This is a genomic window from Bordetella genomosp. 10, assembly GCF_002261225.1.
Lineage (GTDB): Bacteria > Pseudomonadota > Gammaproteobacteria > Burkholderiales > Burkholderiaceae_B > Bordetella_C.
In genome coordinates, this window is sequence record NZ_NEVM01000001.1 from 1,006,844 (window position 1) to 1,025,709 (window position 18,866).

Genomic DNA, 18,866 nt, shown 5'->3' on the forward strand with positions numbered 1-18,866 from the left:
TTTTTGTTGTCAGCTTCAACGCGTCCATGGACAATTCCACATATTGAGCGCGCCAATGACTGCAACCAGCGAAGGAAGACCATGGACGCCATAGACCGGAAGATCATTTCGATCCTGCAGGAGAACGCGGAAACGCCCATCCAGGCCATTGCGGACATCGTCAACCTCTCGACCACGCCGTGCTGGCGCCGCGTGCAGAAGCTCAAGGAATTGGGGGTTATCAAGAAGCAGGTGGTCTTGTGCGACCCGGCCATGCTCAATGTCGGCGTCACCGTATTCATCTCGGTGCGAACCAACCAGCACTCGCAGTCCTGGCTCAATAAATTCGCCAATCACGTCAAGGACATCCCCGAGGTCATCGAGTTCTACCGCATGAGCGGCGATGTCGACTATCTGATTCGCGTGGTCGTTCCGGACATAGCCACCTACGATACCGTGTACAAGAAACTGATCCGCATCGCGGACCTCCACGACGTCAGTTCTTCGTTCGCGATGGAGCAGATCAAGTACACGACGGCGCTGCCCGTCGACTACAGCGGCTGAACGGCGCGGGCAGCATTGCCCGCGCGGCGCCTCATGCCGGCGCCAGTTCGGCGATGCGATTGACGTGCGTGGAGACCCGCGGGCCGTCCACGCCGTATACGTGGATGGATATCGCGGTGCCGGCGCCGTCGTTGCGCAGCCGGTGGATTTCCTCCATGCCCGCATGGCTGGCGGCGGCGTCGCCTTGCGGCCGGTGGACGATGCCGCGGCGCGTCGCGCATCGGGTGGCCGGGTCCCAGGCGAAATGCTCCTCCTGCATGTCTCCTTCGAGGATGAAGTAGGAACACCAGGTGTAGTGCCCGTGTATGGGCGTGATCTGCCCCGGCCGCCATACCAGCGCCACGATGGTGAACAGCCCTTGCGGGTGCGCATACAGGATGTGGCGGGTGTAGCGGTCCGCATGGCCCTGGCGCTGTTGCGCGCTCAGCAGGCCCGCCGCGGGCAGGCGGTCGCGCAATGCATCGCATACGGCTTGTGGAAGCTGCTCCGGCGGCGCCGTCTCGATGGCGCGTCCGATCGCGGCCACCAGGCCGCCTAGCGCGGAACGGCCGGTCTGCGAAGCCGGCGCAAGGGTGCTGGTCAACATGAACGGGAATCTCTTGGTGTGGATACGTTCATGCTACGCGCGCCGTCGTGGAAAAAAGGCGTCTTATTTGCCGGGATATGGAGCTTCCTGAGCAAGGATTTCTATATTTCAGGAAACCGGCGGAATCCATGGATCCCGGCGCGCTGGATCCGTTCAAAAGGCGTTCAAAATGGGTTCAAGCGGATCCGGCGTGCTCGGCCTGGGCCATCAAGGCCTTGCGATCGACCTTGTTGGTCGGCGCCAGCGGCAGCGCGTCGACGAAGTAGACGCGGCGCGGGTGCTGGTAGGCCGGCGCATTCGCCAGCACGAAATCCTTGACCTGCCGTTCGCTCAGGTCCTTGCCGGGATGGCGCACGACGAAGGCGACCGGCTTCTGGCCTTTCATCTCGTCGCGCACCGGCACCACGCAAGTCTGCATGACCTCGGGGATGCGGGAGATGACGTGTTCGACCTCGCCGGGATAGATGTTCTCGCCGCCGCAATTGAACATATCGTCCACGCGGCCGACGAAGTAGTAGCAGCCGCTGGCGTCGCGCCGGAATACGTCGCCGGATTTGTACCAGCGGTCCGGCGTCAGCACCTGCGCCGTCTTTTCCGGCAGGTTCAGATAGCCCAGCATGTTGGCGGGCGTGCGCATCCACAGCTCGCCTTCGTCATCCGGGCCGACATCCCGGCCCTGCGCGTCCACCAGGCGGACTTCGACGCCCGGCAATGGCCAGCCCAGTCCGCCGCCGGGAGGCAGCGGCCGGCCCTGGGTCGGACCGAAGACGATGGGGCCGGCTTCCGTGGTGCCGTAGCCGCCGGCCAGCGAGGCATTGGGAAAGGCCTGCCTGACCGCCTCGTAGAGGCTGGCGGAGGCCGCCGCCGAACCCATGCGGACGTAGTGGACCTTGCGGGTGTCGATGCGGGACAGCGCTTCCTTCTCCTTGACGACCATGGCCATCATGGTCGGCACCGAAGTCACCCAGGTGACGCCGTGGCGTCCTATGGCGTCGATGAACTGCAGCGTGTCGAACTGCGGCAGCAACACGATGGACGCATGGCCGGCCAGCGCGAACTTGACCGAGGCCAGGGCGTTCATGTGGAACAACGGGGCCGCCACGATGAAGCGTTCGCCCAGGAAGGTCGCGCGGGTCGCCAGCCGCGAACGCAGCGTCCAGAGCTGGCCTTCATGCGATAGCTGCACGCCCTTGGGGCGGCCGGTCGATCCCGAGGTGTAGAGAATCATCGCGCATTCGTCCGCCGCGGGCACGACGGTGTCGAACGGACCTTCGTCGAGGAATTCCCGCCAGGCCGATTCGTCGTCCAGGCGCTGCGCGGCGATGCCCGGCGGCAACAACGCCTGGCGCGCCGCGTCGACGAAGACCAGGCGCGCCTCGCAGTCGTCCAGGATCAGTGCCAGCGTGTCGGCGGACACCTTGTAATTGACCGGGACCGCCACCATGCCCGCGCGCATGATGCCCAGGTAGGCGATGACGTATTCCGCGCGGTTCAGGCTCATCAGGGCAATCCGCGCGCCGCGCGACAGCCCTTTGCGCAGCAGGCCGCGCGCGCAGGCGTCGGCCTGCCGGTCTATTTCCCCGTGCGTATAAATGCGCGGCGATGCGGCATCGACGCAATCGATGATGGCGATTTCGTCCGCCGGCTTCGCCGCGTCCGTCAGCTTGCCCAGATTGACCAACATGCTTCCACCTTCTCTTGACGGTTACCCGTGTCACCCCGCGATGGGGACATAGGTGCCGCGGCCGATGGCGACCAGCTTGCCGTCGGCCGACATTACGTCGATATCCACCACCGCCGCGCTGCGGCCGGCCTTGCGCACCACCGCGACGGCTTCCACATGGGGCGCCATGGCGGGGCGCAGGTAGTCTACCCGCAAATTCATGGTCGGCACGCCGCCGCCCACCAGCATGCCGATGGCGAAATCGCCCACCACGTCGATCAGCGATGCGATTGCGCCGCCATGGAACTGGCCCGATCCCGCGGCGCCCCGTTCCAGGTTGTCGCTCATCGGCATGCGCACCGAAAAACGGGAGGCGCCGTGATCGATCTCCAGTATTTCCAGGTTCATCGCGCTGATGAAGCGGGAGCGCTTGAAAATCGCCTCGATGTCGGCGCGTTCGAGTTTCCCGGGCTCCGCCTTGGCGGTGTTCGTATTGCTCATGGTTTCACCATCACCTTGCCGAAGACCTGGCGGTCCTCGAGTTGCTTGAATGCCTCGTTGACTTCGGACAATCCGTAGACCTTGTCGATCACCGGCTTCAGCTTGCCCTGCCGCACCTGCTCCACCAGCGCCAGCAGTTCCTCGCGCTGCCAGCCGTTGGAGCCCAGGACCTGCAGTTCGTAGCTCCAGATGAAGCGCAGGTCTTCCTTGGGATCGTAGCCGGCGGTGGCGCCGCAGGTCAGGATGCGGCCGCCGCGGTGCAAGGTGCGCAGCGATTTCACCCAGGTATCGCCGCCGGTGAAGTTGACCACCACGTCCATGCCCTTGTCGGCGAAGCGGCGATGAGGCTTGCCGAAGTGCTCGAACACCCACTTCATGAAGTCATGCTGCTTGTAATCCAGCAGATGGTCGGCGCCCAGCTCCTTCAGCCGCGCCAGTTTTTCCGGGGAGGACGCGGCGGCGATGACTTCCGCGCCGGCCATCTTGGCCAGTTGCACGCAGCACGTGCCCACGCCGCCCGACGCCCCCAGCACCAGCACTTTTTCACCGGCGCGGATGCGGCCGATGGTGAGCATCATGCGCCACGCGGTGCCATAGGCCACCGGCAGGGCGGCGGCTGTTTCGTAGCTGACGTCGTCGGGAAGCTTGACCAGGTGATGGTCGGGCACGGCGCAGAACTCGGCCAGGCCGCCGTGGCGCGCCTCGCCGATGACGCCGCCGAAGGTCTTGCGGTCGGAGGGGTCGATCATGACGCGGTCGCCCACTTTCCAGCCGCCCTCGACGTCCGGGCCTACCTCGACGATTTCGCCGGCGAAGTCCAGGCCCATGATGATGGGCATGGGCACCGTGATGCCGGGCATGCCGTTGCGCGTGAAGACGTCATGGTAGTTCAGCGTGGCGGCGTGGACCTTGACGACGACCTCGCCGGCCTTCGCTTCGGGGTCCGGGAAGTCCTTCTCGTATTTGATGCTGCCGGGTCCGCCGTGTTCATGGATGACTGCTGCTCTCATTGTCTGTAGTCCCTCTGGAATGATGCGTGGTGGTGCTTTATTTATCTGGATTGAATGAACTGGAGCGCGGCGTGGCTCGCCTGCGCGGGCGCAACCCACAGCGCGTCCTGGCTGCCGTCCAGCGTGCGCGCCGCATGGGTTTCGATCTCGCGTTCCGACAGCAGGGCCCGCAGGGCGGGCAGCGAGGCGACTTCGATGCAGGCCGCCGAAACGCGGTGGATGGGATCGTCCAGGACCGGGCAGGCATCGCGCATGGCTTCCGGGCTCAGCACCCAGAAGACGCCGCGTCCCAACGCAAAGCGGTAGGCATCGCCATGCCGCGTGGGCGCGCCGAGCAACCGTTCGAAGCGGACCAGCGTGGCCGGCAGGTCGGCGGGGCAGAAGTAGATGGCGGCCAGGCCGGTGGCGCCGTTCGGATGCGACAGCAGATGCGGTTGCCACAGCACTTCGCGCGTGCCGTGTTCGATGACGATGAAGCGGGCTTCCGGGTACTGTTCCCCATCCAGGTAGATATTGCTGAAGCGCGCGCGCCGGATTTCGTCGTCGTGGGGACCGAAGGCCGCGTCGCGTTCCAGGCGGGCGGGCGCCGCCGCGGGAATCCGCCGGGCCAGGAGCGCGCGATGGGCTTCGTCGGCGGAGGCGCAATCCATGGCGACGATGTGCAGTCCTTCGTAGCGCTCGATCATGAGCTTGGCCGTGCTGTGCAGGGAGGGATCGACCAGGCCCAGCAGCTCGAAATAACCGTGCTTGAACATGGCGCAGTGATTGCCTGAACCCCAGGGCACGACCGGGCCGCCGGGCGTAATGCTGCCGGCATGCATGCTGCGGGACGACAGGCGGAAGCCCAGTTTCTCGAAGGCTGCCCGGGCCGCTTCCAGATCGCGGACGATCAGGCCGGCATGGTCCAGGTTCAGCGGCAATGACGGCATTGCATTCCCCATGAAAGTGATTGTTTTCCGGTCCCGCGCGCCGGCCGGCGGGCATGCGGGCATGTGTTCCCGAGCCGATATAGTACGCGGGGCAGGTGGGAATTCCATACCATTAAGCCGCGGTAAATACGGCTATCGAGGTATTTTTTTCTAGAAGATAGGAATTAACGCTAATTCGCTGCCAAGTTTCGCGGCGTTTTTGGATGTTTTCTGTGCGGCGCCGGCGCCCGTGACCGCCAGGGGATGGCTTTGCTTGCGGGCCGTCGTGAGCGCCGCCTGTCCGGATCGTTCGGAAAACTTCCACCGGGACAGGGAGCAAATCGCGGGGCGGTCGGCCGGCGCGCCGGGCGGGCGGCGCTGGTCTTCTCATGTCCGCGGCGGGGGCGGACTCCTATCGTTCATGCGTCTGGCCTCGAATGGGAGACGCAATGATCGAAGGCGCAAACCGTTTTTGGGCGGCGGGTTCCGTCGCCGTCGAGGCGCCGGCCGGTCCGGCCGCGGCCCCGGCTTTCGTCGCCGCGCCGGGCACGCCGCCGCGCGCCGGCAAGGGCGGCGCATCGCGCTGGCGATGGTTGCCGGCCTTGCTCGGAGGGCGTCCCTGGGCCCTGCTTTTCGCGTTGTCGAAGAAGGTGGCGCGCGCGCGGCGGGGCGGGGATGCGGACGGCGGGACGGGTTATTGCAAGGCCGCCGCTGCGGCGCGGGCCGCTGCGGCGTTTCGCGCCTGGAAGGCCGAGGGGCCGCGGACGTTCGATACGCTCTACGGGAGCGACGGCTCGCTGCGCCGCGACGTCGTGACCGTGCTGTGGCAGCGTATCGAACAACTGCTGCCGGCGCCGCTGGATGCGCCGGGTCCCGTGGCCGCCGGCGCGGCGGTTGCGAAGAAAATGCCCGCAACCACGCCCGCGACCACGCCCGCGCCCGCAACCGCGACTACGGCCGAGGCCATGACCCCGGTTCCCGATGACGGCGCCATGACCGCGGCGGAATTGCACGCCCTTGCCGGCAAGCTCAAGCGCGCCGAGGACATGCTGGGCACGCAGGACGGCGTCGCGCTGCGGGCAGTGAGAACGCTGCGCGAGCAGGTGCGGGGCGCGCGGGCCAGCCTGGGGCGGCCGCTGATGGTGGCGGCGGCCGCGCGGCAGGCGGATGCCTGTGCGCAGGCAGGCGCCGCCAGCGCCCGCCATCTGGGCATGGATATCTCCATTCCAGGCTTGCCCTTGAGCGCGACCGTGTCGCCCAGGATAGGCGCCACCTACGCAAGCGGCCTGGAGGTGGGCGACGACCTGGGGATAAACGAGAGCCGGACGTTCGAGGCGCGGCTCGGCGTCGTGGGACGTATCAAGGCCTTTTTCCTCAATCTGGATCTCGGCCTGGCCGGCCGGCACGCCCGGTCCGTGGGGCGCAGCTACCGCGATCGGGATCATCTGCTGGAGGCGCCGGACAGCAGGGCGTATCGGGCCGCGCGGCACGTCGCGGGGTTGGAGGATCTCGCGGATTCCATGGCGCATCCCTTGGCACATTCGCGTTCGCGTTGGGGCGTGCCGAAGGCGTTCTCCTTGCAGGACCTGGACCGACTGCGCCAGGCGGCCTGCGCCGACTACGATGCGTTCGCGAAAACGGCGGCGATGCTCGGCGTCGTGGTGACGCGGCCGCAAGCCGAGGGCGCGCTTCATCCGCTGTCGGAAAACCACCGGACGGCTGTCGGCGCCGGTTCGCCATCGAGGACGGTCACGACCGGCGTCAAGCTCACGGCGGGCGCCGGTTTCACGGCGGATATCGCGTCCGTCGCCGGCGGCACGGAAGCGGCGTTCGGGTCGCTGCACGCCCATGCGCGGGCCGAAGCAGGCGGAGCGAAATCGCGCACCGCCATCCGGACCTACGTGCCCGCATGGGAAGCCTTCGGGGCGCAGGAGGCGGAACGGGCGGGCGAGGACAACACGCGCCAGCGCCTGGCCCATCTGCGTGACGCCTTCCTGCCCACGCTGCGGGCATTGCATCGATCTCACGCCGGGCCGGCATGGGCCGAGGAAATAGACCCGGCAGTGAGCCGCGCAATGCCAAACGCGCTCCGAGCGTTCGATCTTCCTCGAATACTGGATGCCGTGACCATTTGGCGGCCCGGGGAGCCGCCGGTGTCCGCCGTCGACCTGAATTCCGCGCTCGACGCCCTGGCGCTGGAGCTCGATCTGTATTGCCTGTCCATGCGAGGCGCGCCGCACGACGAGCGCGCGCGTGAGCCTGCCCGCGCCATCGAACGGGCGTGGGGAATCCCCCCGGAGCAGGGCGCTTATGGCTATATGCGCGCGCTCGCCATCGCGGCCGCCTTGATCGGCCAGCACGCGCGGGAGACGCGGCAGCTCCCCCTGGCCGCCTACGAGGCGTTGACGGCGCGCCTGGCCGCGCCGGCCCTCCGTCACGATGGCGCGCTGATGAAACGCGTCACGGGTTTCGAGGACACCTTGCCGATCGAGACATGGAAAATCGAGATGGCGCTGGGCGCCGGCGTGGGCATGAGCGCGCCGGGCCGTCCCAAGCGCGAATCCTCCCTCGGGGAGGAGGTCGCGCAGCGACAGGAGGGCACACCAATCAGCGCGCCGGGCCGCTCCGAGCGCGAATCCTCCCTCGGGGAGGAGGTCGCGCAGCGACAGGAGGGCACAACCATGCCCGCGCCGGGCCGCCCCAAGGAGGGCCCATCAATCGGCCTGCCGCCGCTGGGCGCGGACGCCGACATCAGGGGCAGCATCCGGGGTTCGCGTGTCGCGCATTTCAATGCCTTGAAAGCGGGCGATTTCATCGACGTCGAGGTCAGCGTCGGCCTGTCCGCCCGACTGGGCCTGGGCGGGGCGATCGAACCCATCGTCGAACCCATCGCGGCCTGGGCGGGCGGCCAGTTGAGCGACGCCATGGGCGCCTTGGCCGAAGCCGGCCTGCCCGCCGGCATGGCCGGGAAATTGAAGGCGTCCATCGGCGACGCGCTGAAAGCGGTGTCGCCCTCGATCGGGGCGGGCGCCCACCTGGTCGTCGCCTTCAACTATTCCAAGCCGCTCGCCACGGCGCCGGGTCCCGGCGATGAGGACCATGCGTTCCGGCCAGGCGCCAGCGCCGCGCCCGGCTTCAACCTGGAGCACGTCCGCGTGCTCGCGCGCATCGACGGCGCGCAGAACACGGAGACCGTGCCCCTGACCACGATCATGGGCGAGCACGCCATCCGGTCGGTGCTGATGCGCCTGGACAATTGCTACAGGAAGGACGGCGACCCGGCCCGGGGCGAGCGCGAGGCAAGGGCGTACCTGGCCTCGCGGCCCGTCCGCCGGGACCTGCCCGCCATGTTCCTGAACCTGGGCAAGGACGACGGCGCCGCGATACGCCAGGTGCGCGCCTTCGTGCGCGTAGCCCTCGCGCAGCTCGCCGACGCCGGCGCCAGGCGCGCGCTGCGAGCATGCGAGGAAGATTTCTTCAACGCCATGCGAGCCTACGCCACGGCGGCCGCCGTGACCCCGGCGCCGTCCAGCGGCGACGCAGGAATCGCGCATCCGCGCGCATCGTCCGAATACGCAACGGCCGAGCAGGCGCTCCTTGCGCTGGCGACCGCGCTGACAGGACCCGCCGGCATCTACCAGGGCAAGCGCATGGAATACGCAACGACGCTGGCCCGCCTGCGCACTGGCGCGTAGACCTTTACGCTTCCCGCGCCGCCCGCTTCCCCGGCCGCCGCGCCGTCCGCCGGGGCGCCACGCGGCGCGACATTTCGGAGTCCAGGATCAGGCGGCCGCGCAGCTTGCCGTTGAGCTGCTTCACGAGGCCCGAGGCCTCCTGCATGTGCGCGACCATCAGGGCGCGCACGGTCTCGACGTCGCGGGCGCGCGCCGCCGCGGTGATGCGGCGATGGAGCGCCGCGTTGGCGTCGCCGAAACGGCGCTGCGCGGGCAGCGGCGTGTCGTTCTCGAACACGGTCAACTGGCGCAGCATCTCGTTGATCAACTGGCAGGAAAAACGCAGGAAGCTGTTGGGATTGGCCTGCGCCAGGATGTCATGGAAGTTGAGATCCTCCTTGCGCTGCGCGATGACGTCGGCGGTATGGCCCGAGGACGGATCGCAGCACTCGATGCTGCGCTCCAGCGCCTCGAAATCCGCTTCCGTCAGGTGCGGCACCGCGCCCGCCGCCAGTTCCGGCTCCAGCAGCTTGCGCACCGTGTAGATGTCGTCGATGGTGACCTCCTTGAAGAAGAGGTAGTTCTGCATCAACTGGAAGGTGCGGTCCAGCGTGACCTCGACGATGCGGCCGCCCCCGGCCGGTCCGGTGCTGATGGTGACCAGCCCCTGCACCTCCAGCGATTTCAGCGCCTCGCGCATGGTGCTCTTGCTGACCGAGAACATCTCCTGCAACTCGCTTTCGCGCGGCAGCTTGTCGCCCGGGCTCAGGTCGCGGTCGGTGATCAGGCGCTTGATTTCCTCGGCCACCAGGTCGGCGCGCTTGGGCCGCGCCGGCCGCGCGCGCGCGGTCGCGGCGATGGCGGCGGCGCCGATGGTGCGTTCCGTGGTTCGAGCCATGGGACTCCCCCGTTTCTTATCCGGATCGAAAGGACGCGGCGACCAGGGTTTAACCTGATACGCGCCCGGTTGACGGCCAAAATGGCGCTTCTATATTATCAATTCCGTCGTATTTATCATGATAAATAGCGATGAATACGAAAACCCTTGCGCGCGGCGCCGGCCATGCCCGCGGCGCGCGCAGGCCTTGTCCGTGTGCGCGCCGCAACGTACGGCGCGCGCCCGTGCTTCCATGCAGCTTCGCCGCCGTCCACCGCGCCGGCGCCAGTCTAGGGGAATACCGTGAATCGCCGTGAACTGTTGAAAATGGCCGCCCTGGCGGCCGTGCCGGGCAGCCTTTCCATGCGCGCCGCGTTGGCGCAGTCCGCCGGCCAGACCATCCAGTTTGGCTGTCCCGTTCCGATGTCCGGCGCCTTCGCCGCCAACGGCAAGTACGGGGACCTGGGCATGAAGCTGGCGATCGAGCAGTACGGCAAGGCGCTGGGCCGTCCGCTGGCCTACACGCTGCTGGACACCGAAGCCAAGCCGGCCACCGCCGTGCGCAAGCTGCAGGAGCTGGTGCAGCAGAAGAACGCGCGCTTTTTCGCCGGCGGCATCCTGTCGTCGGAAGCCCTGGCCATGGCCAAGGAGGCGCAGAAGGACGGCGCCCTGTTCATCACCACCGCCGGCGCCGACGAAATCACCGGCTCGGACTGCAACAAGTCGACCTTCCGCTGGTCCGTGCCGACCTTCGGCGCCATCGAGCGCACGGTGCGGCCGCTAATCGAGCAGATGCCCAAGGCCAAGCGCTGGTACACGATCACGCCGCAATACGTGTTCGGCGACGGCCTGCTGAACGCGGCCAAGAACATCTTCAAGGAAAAGGGCATCGAGCACGTCGGCAACAGCTACCACTCGCTGGCCGAAAAGGAATTCAGCGGCTATCTCACCAACGCGATGGCGGCCAAGCCGGACGTGCTGCTGCTGCTGAACTTCGGCTCGCAGTCCTCTGACGCGCTGCGCCAGGCGGTCAGCTTCGGCATGAAGCAGAACACCACCATCCTGATGGCCTGGGCCTCGGGCCTGGAGCAGTTCGAGTCGCTGGGCGCCGACCTGTGCGAGGGCGTGTACTTCGGCGCGCAGTACTGGCACGGCATCGACTCGCCCGGCAACAAGGACCTGGTCCAGCGCACGCAGCAGACCTTCAAGTTCAATCCCAACTACAGCCTGGCCGGCTCCTACATCTGCACCAAGATCTTCATCGACGCCATCATCAAGGCGGGCTCGGACGATCCGGCCAAGGTGATCCCGGTGCTGGAGGGCATGAAGTACGCCGGCCTGACCGGCGACGAGGAAATCCGCGCCGAGGACCACCAGGTGCTGAAGAACTACTACCTGCTGAGGGGCAAGGCCAAGTCCGCCATGAAGGACAAGGACGACTACGCCGACATCCTGAGCTTCGGCAAATCCTTCCTGCCCGTGGCGCAGACCGGCTGCAAACTGTGAATGTTTATCTGCTGCAGGTGGTCAACGGGATCGGCATCGGCATGCTGTACTTCCTGTTGGCCGTCGGCCTGTCCATCATTTTCGGCCTGCTGCGCTTCGTCAATTTCGCCCATGGCGCCTTTTACCTGCTGGGCGCCTATTTCTGCTACCAGGCCGTGGCATGGGGCGTGAATTTCTGGCTGGGGCTGGTCCTGGTGCCGCTGGTGGTGGCCTTGCTGGCATGGCTGGCCGAGCGCACCTTGTTGCGCCGGGTATACGACCAGCCGCATGAATTCCACATCCTCATCACCGTCGGCCTGGCGCTGGTGCTGCAGGAAGTGGTGATCCTGGTCTGGGGGCCGCTGGGCGACAACGTCGCCACGCCGGCTTCGCTGCAGGGCGTGGTCATGTGGGGCGGCTTCATCTATCCCAAGTACCGGCTGTTCGTCATCGCCTTCACCGCGGTGTTCGCGCTGCTGCTGTGGTGGCTGCTGGAAGGCACGCGGCTGGGCAGCGCGGTGCGCGCCGGCAGCGAATCGACGGAGATGGTGTCGCTGCTGGGCATCAACGTCTTCCGGGTGTTCGGCCTGGTGTTCGCGCTGGGCGCCGGCACCGCCGCGCTGGCCGGCGCGCTGTCCGCGCCCATCCGCGGCGTCGATCCCTTCATGGGGCTGGAGGCGCTGGGCGTGGCCTTCGTCATCGTGGTGGTCGGCGGCATGGGCAGTTTCGCGGGCGCGCTGGTGGGAGGACTCTTGATCGGTATCGTACAGAGCGTGATGAGCACGCTGTGGCCCGAAGGCGCGCGCCTGATGATCTACGTGGCCATGGCGGCGGTGCTGTTGCTGCGCCCGCACGGCTTGCTGGGGAGAGGGTGATGGCTGCATCCGATCGCACGAACGCCCCCTCGAACGGCCCCTCGAATGCCCCCGCCCACCGGCCGGCCGCGCGGCGGCCGGCGGCGGCCTACGCGGGCTGGTGGCTGTCGCTGGCCGTGGTCCTGATCCTGCCCCTGACGCTGGACTCGGGCACGCTCGCCACCGAAGTCCTGGTGTACGCGCTGGCGGTGCTGGGCTGCAACCTGCTGCTGGGCTACACCGGCCTGCTGTCCTTCGGCCAGGGGATTTTCTTCGGCGTAGGCAGCTATGCCCTGGGCATCCTGATGACGCGCGCGGGCCTGGGCCTGCCGGCCTCGGTGCTGCTGGCCCTGGTGGCCGGCGCGCTGACGGCCGCCGTCGTCGGCTGGTTCGCCATCCGGCAGCGCGGCACCTACTTCGTCATGCTGACGCTGGCTTTCGCGCAGATGTTCTATTTCCTGGCCTACAGCCTGCCGGACTGGACCGGCGGCGACAACGGCCTGCTCAACATCCCGCGGCCGCCCTTGTCCCTGTTCGGCACGACGCTGATGTCCCTGGACAGCCCCTGGCGCTTCTATGCCTTCGTGGCGGTCTGTTTCCTGGTGGTGTTCTGGCTGCTGCAACGGGTCACGGCCTCGGTGTTCGGCCGCACGCTGCTGGCCATCCGCGAGAACGAGACGCGGGCGCGCGCGGTCGGCTACGACACGCGGCGCTTCAAGCTGGCCGCCTTTACCCTGTCGGGGGCGGTGACCGGCCTGGCCGGCGCCTTCCATGCCCTGATGACCGGCATCGCGCCCTTGTCGAACATCGAATACCACACCAGCGAGATGATCCTGGTGATGACGGTGATCGGCGGCACCGGCAACCTGTTCGCGTCGGTGCTGGGCGCGGCGTTCTACGTCTTGATGTCCGACTGGCTGTCGACGCTGTGGCCGCGCTGGCTGTTGCTGCTGGGCCTGCTGCTGATCGGCGTCAGCCTGTTCATGCACAAGGGGCTGTGGGGCTTGTTGCAGCGGGGCTGGACGGCGCTGCGGCGCGGACGCTCCGCCGCGGCGGAGACCGGGCCGGACGGCGCGCGGGAGGGGGAAGCATGAGCAGCATAGGCATGGATGAACGGAATCCCGCGGACGCCACGCCGCTGCTCGACGCGCGCGGCGTCGTCAAGCGCTACGGGAAATTCACCGCCCTGGCGGGCGTCGACCTGCGCGTGCGCGCGGGCACGGTGCATTCGGTCATCGGTCCCAACGGCGCCGGCAAGACGACGCTCTTCCATACGCTGACCGGCACGGTGCCCATCACCTCGGGCGCCATCCATTTCGACGGCCACGACGTCACGCACGAGCCGGACAACGTGCGCGTGCGGCGCGGCATCGCGCGCTCCTTCCAGGTGACCAGCCTGTTCGCCAACCTGGACGTGCGCGAGAACCTGCGCCTGGCCGCGCAGGGCGCGCACGCCGCCGGCGCCTTCGACATGTGGCGCCCGCCCGGCCGCCACCGCGACGTTGCCGAACTGGCCGACGCCATCCTGGAACGGCTGGGCCTGACCGCGCGCGCCGGCAGCCCGGCCGGCGCGCTGTCGCACGGCCAGCAGCGCCGGCTGGAAGTCGGCATGGCGATGGCCGCGCGGCCGCGCGCCATCTTCCTGGACGAGCCCACCTCCGGCATGGGCGTGGACGACCTGGACGGCATGAAGGCGCTGATCCGCGGCCTGGCGGCGGACCACACGGTGCTGCTGATCGAGCACAACATGAACATCGTCATGGACATTTCCGATACGGTGACGGTGATGCAGCAAGGCCGCGTGCTGGTGGAAGGCACGCCGTCGGCCATCCGCGACGACGACCGCGTGCGCTCCGCCTACCTGGGCAATATGATTACCGGAGGCCGCGCATGACCGGCAATGGCAAACTGGCGCTGCGCGACGTCCACGCCTATTACGGCAAGAGCCACATCCTGCAAGGCGTGTCCCTGCGGGTGGACGAGGGCGAGCTGGTCACCCTGCTGGGCCGCAACGGCGCGGGCAAGTCGACGACGCTGCGCACCATCGCGGGCGCGCTGCGCCCGGCGCGCGGCGAGATCGTCTTCGACGGCGCGGTGGTGAGCCAGTTGCCCGCGCACAAGGTGGCGAGCCGCGGCCTGTGCCTGGTGCCGGAGCACCGGGGCATCTTCCGGCTGCTGACCGTGGAGGAAAACCTGCTGCTGGGCGCGCGCAGGCGCTCGCCCTGGCAACTGGCCGACATCTACCGCATCTTTCCGCGCCTGCGCGAACGGCGCCGCAACGGCGGCGCGCAACTGTCGGGCGGCGAGCAGCAGATGCTGGCGATCGGCCGCGCGTTGATGAACCATCCCCGCCTGCTGATGCTGGACGAGCCGGTGGAAGGCCTGGCGCCGGTCATCGTCGAGGAGATCGTCGCCCAACTGAAGCTGATCCGGCAGGAGGGCGTGGCCATCCTGCTGGTGGAGCAGAACCTGGAGGTCTGCACGCAGCTTGCGGATCGCCACTACATCATCGAGCAGGGCGCCATCGTTTACGAGGGCGACAATGCGGCTTTCGCCGCCGACGCCGGCGTCAAGGACCGTTATCTGGGCGTGGGCGTCGGCGCATGACGGCGGCGCCGGCCCGACGGGCAATGCCATGCCGGGCCGGGCGCCGCGCGCCCGCCGGCGCGGCGCCCGGCTGAATATCGCGCGGGACGCATGCCGTCCGCGCCGTTGTCCTACTTTTTATCTGGAAGGCACATCATGGATACCTCTATTCCCGACACCAAAACGTTGCGCGTGAACGGCGCGCGCCTGTGGGAATCGCTGATGACGCTGGCGCGCATCGGCGCCACGGACAAGGGCGGCGTGCGCCGCCTGGCCCTGACCGATCTCGACCGCCAGGGGCGCGACCTGGTGGCGGGCTGGGCGCGCGAGCTGGGTTGCAGCGTGCGCGTGGACGCCGTCGGCAACATGTTCATGCGCCGCGCCGGCCGCCGCGACGACCTGCCGCCCGTCATGGCCGGCAGCCATATCGACACGCAGCCCACCGGCGGCAAGTTCGACGGCAACTACGGCGTGCTGGCGGGCATCGAAGTGCTGCGCACCTTGCACGATCGCGGCATCCGCACCGAGGCGCCGCTGGAAGTGGCGGTGTGGACCAACGAGGAAGGCTCGCGCTTCGTGCCGGTGATGATGGGCTCCGGCGTATATGCCGGCGCCTTCACGCTGGAGCACGCCCTCGACGCGGTGGACCGCGACGGCGTCAGCGTGCGCGCGGCCCTGAAGGAGATCGGCTATGCCGGCGCCGAGGCGGTCGGCGGCCAGCCCGTGGCGGCGTATTTCGAGGCCCACATCGAGCAGGGCCCGGTGCTGGAGGCGGCGGACGTCGTCATCGGCCTGGTGCAGGGCGCGCTGGGGCAGCGCTGGTTCGACCTCACCATCACCGGCATGGAAGCCCATGCCGGCCCCACGCCCATGAATTTGCGCCATGACGCGCTGCTGGCGGCGGCCGACGTCGTCAAGCTGGTCAACCGCATCGCGCTGGACCACGCGCCGCACGCGCGCGGCACCGTGGGCTGCCTGGATACGTATCCGAACTCGCGCAACGTCATCCCGGGCCGCGTGCAGATGACGGTGGACCTGCGCGCCGCCGACGACGCCACGCTGGACCGCATGGCCGAGGCGCTGCGCGCGGGCATCGCCGCCATTCCCGGCGTCGACATGGACCTGCGCGAAGTGGTGTATTTTCCGCCGCAGGCCTTCGACCCGGCGCTGATCGGCATGCTGGCCGAAGGCGCGCGCGCCCTCGGCCTGTCGGCCATGGACGTGGTCAGCGGCGCGGGCCACGACGCCGTGTACCTGGCGCGCGTGGCGCCCACCGCCATGATCTTCGTGCCCTGCAAGGACGGCATCAGCCACAACGAGATCGAGGACGCCAAGCCCGAGCACCTGGAGGCCGGCTGCAACGTGCTGCTGCAGGCCATGCTGAGCAAGGCGGGTGTATAAGGAGCCGCAGATGAAAGTCCTGATCGCCCGCATGAACCACGAGACCAATACGTTCTCGCCGGTGCCCACGCCTTTGGCTTCCTTCGGCCGCAACGGCCCGCTCTACGACGACGACGCGCTGCGCGAGAACGACGGCGGCCGTACCGCCATGTCGGCCTTCATCGACCTGGCGCGGGCGCACGGCGCGCAGATGGTGACGCCGCTGTCGGCCTGGGCCTTCCCCAGCGGCCCGGTGCACGCCGATGCCTATGACGCCATGTGCGACCGCATCCTCGCCGCCTTGCCCGGCTGCGAGGCGATATTCCTGGACCTGCACGGCGCCATGGTGGCGCAGAACAGCGACGACGGCGAAGGCGACCTGCTGGCGCGCGTGCGCAAGGCCGCGCCCGGCGTGCCGCTGGCGGTGGCGCTGGACCTGCACGGCAACGTGACGCCGGCCATCGTCGACAACGCCGACGTCGTCGTCAGCTTCAAGACCTATCCGCACATCGACATGTACGAGACCGGCGAGCACGCGGGCCGGCTGCTCTGGCGCATGATCGCCGGCGAATTCCGCCCGGTCATGGCCTGGCGCCGCCTGCCGCTGATGACGCATACGCTGCGCTCGGCGACCGAGGGCGGCGCGATGCACGCGGCCGTCGAGGCCGCCAAGGCGGCCGAGGCGGCGGACGACGGCGTGGTGGCCGCGTCCGTGCTGGCCGGCTTCGGCCTGGCCGATATCGCCAAGCCCTGCATCAGCGTGATCGTGGTGGCCGACGGCGATCACGCGCTGGCCGACCGCACCGCGGCGCGCCTGGCGAACGACATCTGGAACGACCGCGACGGCTTCGTCTACCGCAGTCCGCCGATGGCGGATTCCCTGCGCGAGGCCGCCGCGCTGGCGCAGGGCAAGGACAAGCCCATCCTGCTGCTGGATCACGGCGACAACTGCAATTCCGGCGGCACCTGCGATACCACGGCGGTGCTGGAGGCCGCGCTGGCCGCCGGCATGGAAGGCATCCTGACCGGCCCGCTGTGCGACCCCGAGGCCGTGGCCGCCATGATCGCGGCCGGCGTCGGCGCGCGCGTTTCGCTGCCCCTGGGCAACAAGCGTCCCCTGGACGACATCGGCATCCATGCCCGGCCCATGCTGGCCAGCGGCATCGTGCGCGCCATCACCGACGGCGAATACGTGATCACGGGGCCGGCGTATACCGGCATGCGCGTGGGCATGGGCCGCTGCGCGGTGCTGGACATGGGCGCGGCGGTCGTGGTCGTGTCCGAGCTTCCGCACGAGCCCTGGGACCTGGGCGTGTTCGACAGCGTCGGCCAGGATCCCCGCCGCGCGCGCTTCCTGCTGCTGAAATCGCGCATGTATTGCCGGCCGGTGTTCGTGCCCATCTCGGCGGGCTTGGTGGAGATCGACAGCCCGGGCGTGACCACGTCGGACTATTCGATCTTCCCCTATCAGAAGCGGGCGCGTCCCTTGTTCCCGATGGAGGAGGACGCGCGCTTCGACCCGCGGGCGCCCGCGGTGTGAACGCGGCGCGCGGGACATGCCGCGCGCGCTTTATCGCTTTATCGGTCCTATGCGCGGCCGATGTCTTCCAGGCGGGCCTGGATGTGGCGGCGGAACGCGGCAAGCACGGGCACCGCCGCCGTCCGCGTAGCCGGGTCGGCTTCCACCGCGTCCGTGTCCGCGGACGCAGGCGCCGGCGCGCAGGCGTCCACGGCCCAGCCCATCATGCGCAGGGCCGTTGCGTCGTGCGTGGCGACGGCCCGGACGACGGCATGTTCCAGCTCGGGGGCCGGCCGGCCGCAGGCAAGGCTTTCCGCATGATTGCCGTCGGCGTGGCTGCCCGCCGAATGCGCGTTGCCGTCCTCGTCGATGTCATCCGACGGGAAAAGCCGGCGCAGCGCGGCTGCTTCGTCCAGCGCGTCGCGCAGGACGGCCTGGTTCCTGGGAAGCATCGTTCGATGGAGCTCGCCCCACGATTCCCGTTGCTGCAGGAAGGGGTTGTCGTCCAGGCGGCCGTATATCTGGCGCCGGGCTTCCCGCGCCGTGTAGTCCCTGAACAGCAGGCATAGCTGGTTGACGTGCTGCGTGATCGCGTGCTGGCGCCTTTCCGCCGGGGGCAAGCCGGAGAGGCCCGTGGGACACGCGTCGTACACGGCGGACAGGCGCCGCAATTCGGCGATCTTGGCGTCGAGGATCCGGCGGTCTTCGGCGTCCAGTTCGGACAGCCTTACCGTCTGCGTGGCAAAGTCCAGGGCCCCGAGCGCGTCGAGCGGCGACACGCTTTGCAGGACAGCGGGCATGGCGTCGGGAGCGCTTGCGGCTTCCTCGCCCAGGTTGGCGATCGCCGCCGTCGCCAGGCGCAGATCGGCGCGCGCGCTCGAGGACAGCACGTCCGGCGATGTCCGGTCGCCGGCGCGCGCGCAGCGGGGGGCATCCAGTCCCGCGGCCGCGCGTGAAATTTCCGCAAGGGATCGGACGCCGGCCGGCGAGCGCGATTCGGTCGCCGCCTTTGCGTCGCCGGCGCGCTGGGCCGGGTTGGGCCGCAGCCGGAACGGCGCGTCGTTCGCGTTGTCGACTTGATCGTGCAGCAGGGCCAGGGCGGGGGAGACGGGGCTGTGCGCGAGGTTGGAAGTGGATATCGAAGGCATGGGCAAGTCCTGAAGGGTTGTGAAAAGGCATGCATGGGTGCCACTTTCATCGCGGGCGTTCCCGCCATTCACGCCGCCGTCAGGTTTGACAGCGCCGGCGTTGCGGGAGTACACCGTTACCCGCTTCTCATG

At 68.4% G+C, this 18,866-nt stretch carries 16 protein-coding genes; 9 read left to right on the forward strand and 7 right to left on the reverse strand.

Translation table 11 applies throughout. The features are described 5' to 3' along the window. Window positions 1–81 precede the first annotated feature (81 nt). Window positions 82–543, forward strand: a complete 462-nt coding sequence (locus CAL29_RS04360; protein ID WP_094851736.1) for an Lrp/AsnC family transcriptional regulator — start codon at window positions 82–84, stop codon at window positions 541–543. A 31-nt stretch (window positions 544–574) separates the two neighbouring features. Here CAL29_RS04360 and CAL29_RS04365 read toward each other — a convergent pair whose 3' ends face one another. From CAL29_RS04365 to CAL29_RS04385, 5 genes are all read right to left on the reverse strand, one after another. Beyond that, the gene (locus CAL29_RS04365; RefSeq protein ID WP_094851737.1) at window positions 575–1,129 is read right to left on the reverse strand and encodes a cysteine dioxygenase family protein; all 555 of its coding nucleotides are present in this window, start codon (window positions 1,127–1,129) and stop codon (window positions 575–577) included. Window positions 1,130–1,304: 175 nt separating this feature from the next. After that, the gene (locus CAL29_RS04370; RefSeq protein WP_094851738.1) at window positions 1,305–2,813 is read right to left on the reverse strand and encodes a class I adenylate-forming enzyme family protein; all 1,509 of its coding nucleotides are present in this window, start codon (window positions 2,811–2,813) and stop codon (window positions 1,305–1,307) included. Window positions 2,814–2,843: 30 nt separating this feature from the next. Next, the gene (locus CAL29_RS04375) at window positions 2,844–3,293 is read right to left on the reverse strand and encodes a PaaI family thioesterase (RefSeq protein ID WP_094851739.1); all 450 of its coding nucleotides are present in this window, start codon (window positions 3,291–3,293) and stop codon (window positions 2,844–2,846) included. Further along, window positions 3,290–4,303, reverse strand: coding sequence for a zinc-binding dehydrogenase (locus tag CAL29_RS04380; RefSeq protein WP_094851740.1), 1,014 nt, complete (start codon window positions 4,301–4,303; stop codon window positions 3,290–3,292). The genes CAL29_RS04375 and CAL29_RS04380 overlap by 4 nt, the downstream gene beginning before the upstream one ends. Window positions 4,304–4,344: 41 nt before the next feature. Next, window positions 4,345–5,232 (reverse strand): VOC family protein, encoded by an 888-nt coding sequence (locus CAL29_RS04385; RefSeq protein ID WP_094851741.1) that lies wholly within the window; start codon window positions 5,230–5,232, stop codon window positions 4,345–4,347. A 428-nt stretch (window positions 5,233–5,660) separates the two neighbouring features. Between CAL29_RS04385 and CAL29_RS04390 the strand changes: the two genes are divergently transcribed. Beyond that, window positions 5,661–8,906, forward strand: coding sequence for a hypothetical protein (locus tag CAL29_RS04390; protein ID WP_094851742.1), 3,246 nt, complete (start codon window positions 5,661–5,663; stop codon window positions 8,904–8,906). A gap of 4 nt (window positions 8,907–8,910) precedes the next feature. On the opposite strand, the gene CAL29_RS04395 is transcribed toward CAL29_RS04390, so the two are convergent. Beyond that, the gene (locus CAL29_RS04395) at window positions 8,911–9,783 is read right to left on the reverse strand and encodes a FadR/GntR family transcriptional regulator (protein WP_094851743.1); all 873 of its coding nucleotides are present in this window, start codon (window positions 9,781–9,783) and stop codon (window positions 8,911–8,913) included. 282 nt (window positions 9,784–10,065) lie between these two features. Between CAL29_RS04395 and CAL29_RS04400 the strand changes: the two genes are divergently transcribed. The 7 genes from CAL29_RS04400 (at window position 10,066) to CAL29_RS04430 (ending at window position 17,607) form a co-directional block, all read left to right on the forward strand. Then, window positions 10,066–11,268, forward strand: a complete 1,203-nt coding sequence (locus tag CAL29_RS04400) for an ABC transporter substrate-binding protein (protein WP_094851744.1) — start codon at window positions 10,066–10,068, stop codon at window positions 11,266–11,268. After that, window positions 11,265–12,122 (forward strand): branched-chain amino acid ABC transporter permease, encoded by an 858-nt coding sequence (locus tag CAL29_RS04405; protein WP_094851745.1) that lies wholly within the window; start codon window positions 11,265–11,267, stop codon window positions 12,120–12,122. The genes CAL29_RS04400 and CAL29_RS04405 overlap by 4 nt, the downstream gene beginning before the upstream one ends. After that, window positions 12,122–13,195 (forward strand): branched-chain amino acid ABC transporter permease, encoded by a 1,074-nt coding sequence (locus CAL29_RS04410; RefSeq protein ID WP_094851746.1) that lies wholly within the window; start codon window positions 12,122–12,124, stop codon window positions 13,193–13,195. The genes CAL29_RS04405 and CAL29_RS04410 overlap by 1 nt, the downstream gene beginning before the upstream one ends. Continuing rightward, complete coding sequence (locus CAL29_RS04415) at window positions 13,192–13,995, forward strand: ABC transporter ATP-binding protein (RefSeq protein ID WP_256977186.1); 804 nt, start codon at window positions 13,192–13,194, stop codon at window positions 13,993–13,995. Before CAL29_RS04410 ends, CAL29_RS04415 begins: the two co-directional genes overlap by 4 nt. Beyond that, window positions 13,992–14,708: an ABC transporter ATP-binding protein gene (locus tag CAL29_RS04420; protein ID WP_094851747.1), complete on the forward strand. Its 717-nt coding sequence runs from the start codon at window positions 13,992–13,994 to the stop codon at window positions 14,706–14,708. Before CAL29_RS04415 ends, CAL29_RS04420 begins: the two co-directional genes overlap by 4 nt. A 135-nt stretch (window positions 14,709–14,843) precedes the next feature. Next, entirely contained in the window at window positions 14,844–16,088 is a 1,245-nt protein-coding gene (locus tag CAL29_RS04425; protein ID WP_094851748.1) for a Zn-dependent hydrolase, read from the forward strand. A gap of 10 nt (window positions 16,089–16,098) precedes the next feature. Next, window positions 16,099–17,607, forward strand: a complete 1,509-nt coding sequence (locus CAL29_RS04430; RefSeq protein WP_094851749.1) for a M81 family metallopeptidase — start codon at window positions 16,099–16,101, stop codon at window positions 17,605–17,607. 47 nt (window positions 17,608–17,654) lie between these two features. Here the strand turns inward: CAL29_RS04430 and CAL29_RS04435 are convergent, their stop codons facing one another. Next, entirely contained in the window at window positions 17,655–18,734 is a 1,080-nt protein-coding gene (locus CAL29_RS04435) for a hypothetical protein (RefSeq protein ID WP_094851750.1), read from the reverse strand. Window positions 18,735–18,866 lie beyond the last annotated feature (132 nt).

Excerpts from the sequence above, each read along its gene's own strand:
- CAL29_RS04360 (WP_094851736.1), top strand. The coding sequence starts at position 82 with ATGGACGCCATAGACCGGAAGATCATTTCGATCCTGCAGGAGAACGCG.
- CAL29_RS04365 (WP_094851737.1), bottom strand. The coding sequence starts at position 1,129 with ATGTTGACCAGCACCCTTGCGCCGGCTTCGCAGACCGGCCGTTCCGCG.
- CAL29_RS04370 (WP_094851738.1), bottom strand. The coding sequence starts at position 2,813 with ATGTTGGTCAATCTGGGCAAGCTGACGGACGCGGCGAAGCCGGCGGAC.
- CAL29_RS04375 (WP_094851739.1), bottom strand. The coding sequence starts at position 3,293 with ATGAGCAATACGAACACCGCCAAGGCGGAGCCCGGGAAACTCGAACGC.
- CAL29_RS04380 (WP_094851740.1), bottom strand. The coding sequence starts at position 4,303 with ATGAGAGCAGCAGTCATCCATGAACACGGCGGACCCGGCAGCATCAAA.
- CAL29_RS04385 (WP_094851741.1), bottom strand. The coding sequence starts at position 5,232 with ATGCCGTCATTGCCGCTGAACCTGGACCATGCCGGCCTGATCGTCCGC.
- CAL29_RS04390 (WP_094851742.1), top strand. The coding sequence starts at position 5,661 with ATGATCGAAGGCGCAAACCGTTTTTGGGCGGCGGGTTCCGTCGCCGTC.
- CAL29_RS04395 (WP_094851743.1), bottom strand. The coding sequence starts at position 9,783 with ATGGCTCGAACCACGGAACGCACCATCGGCGCCGCCGCCATCGCCGCG.
- CAL29_RS04410 (WP_094851746.1), top strand. The coding sequence starts at position 12,122 with ATGGCTGCATCCGATCGCACGAACGCCCCCTCGAACGGCCCCTCGAAT.
- CAL29_RS04415 (WP_256977186.1), top strand. The coding sequence starts at position 13,192 with ATGAGCAGCATAGGCATGGATGAACGGAATCCCGCGGACGCCACGCCG.
- CAL29_RS04420 (WP_094851747.1), top strand. The coding sequence starts at position 13,992 with ATGACCGGCAATGGCAAACTGGCGCTGCGCGACGTCCACGCCTATTAC.
- CAL29_RS04425 (WP_094851748.1), top strand. The coding sequence starts at position 14,844 with ATGGATACCTCTATTCCCGACACCAAAACGTTGCGCGTGAACGGCGCG.
- CAL29_RS04430 (WP_094851749.1), top strand. The coding sequence starts at position 16,099 with ATGAAAGTCCTGATCGCCCGCATGAACCACGAGACCAATACGTTCTCG.
- CAL29_RS04435 (WP_094851750.1), bottom strand. The coding sequence starts at position 18,734 with ATGCCTTCGATATCCACTTCCAACCTCGCGCACAGCCCCGTCTCCCCC.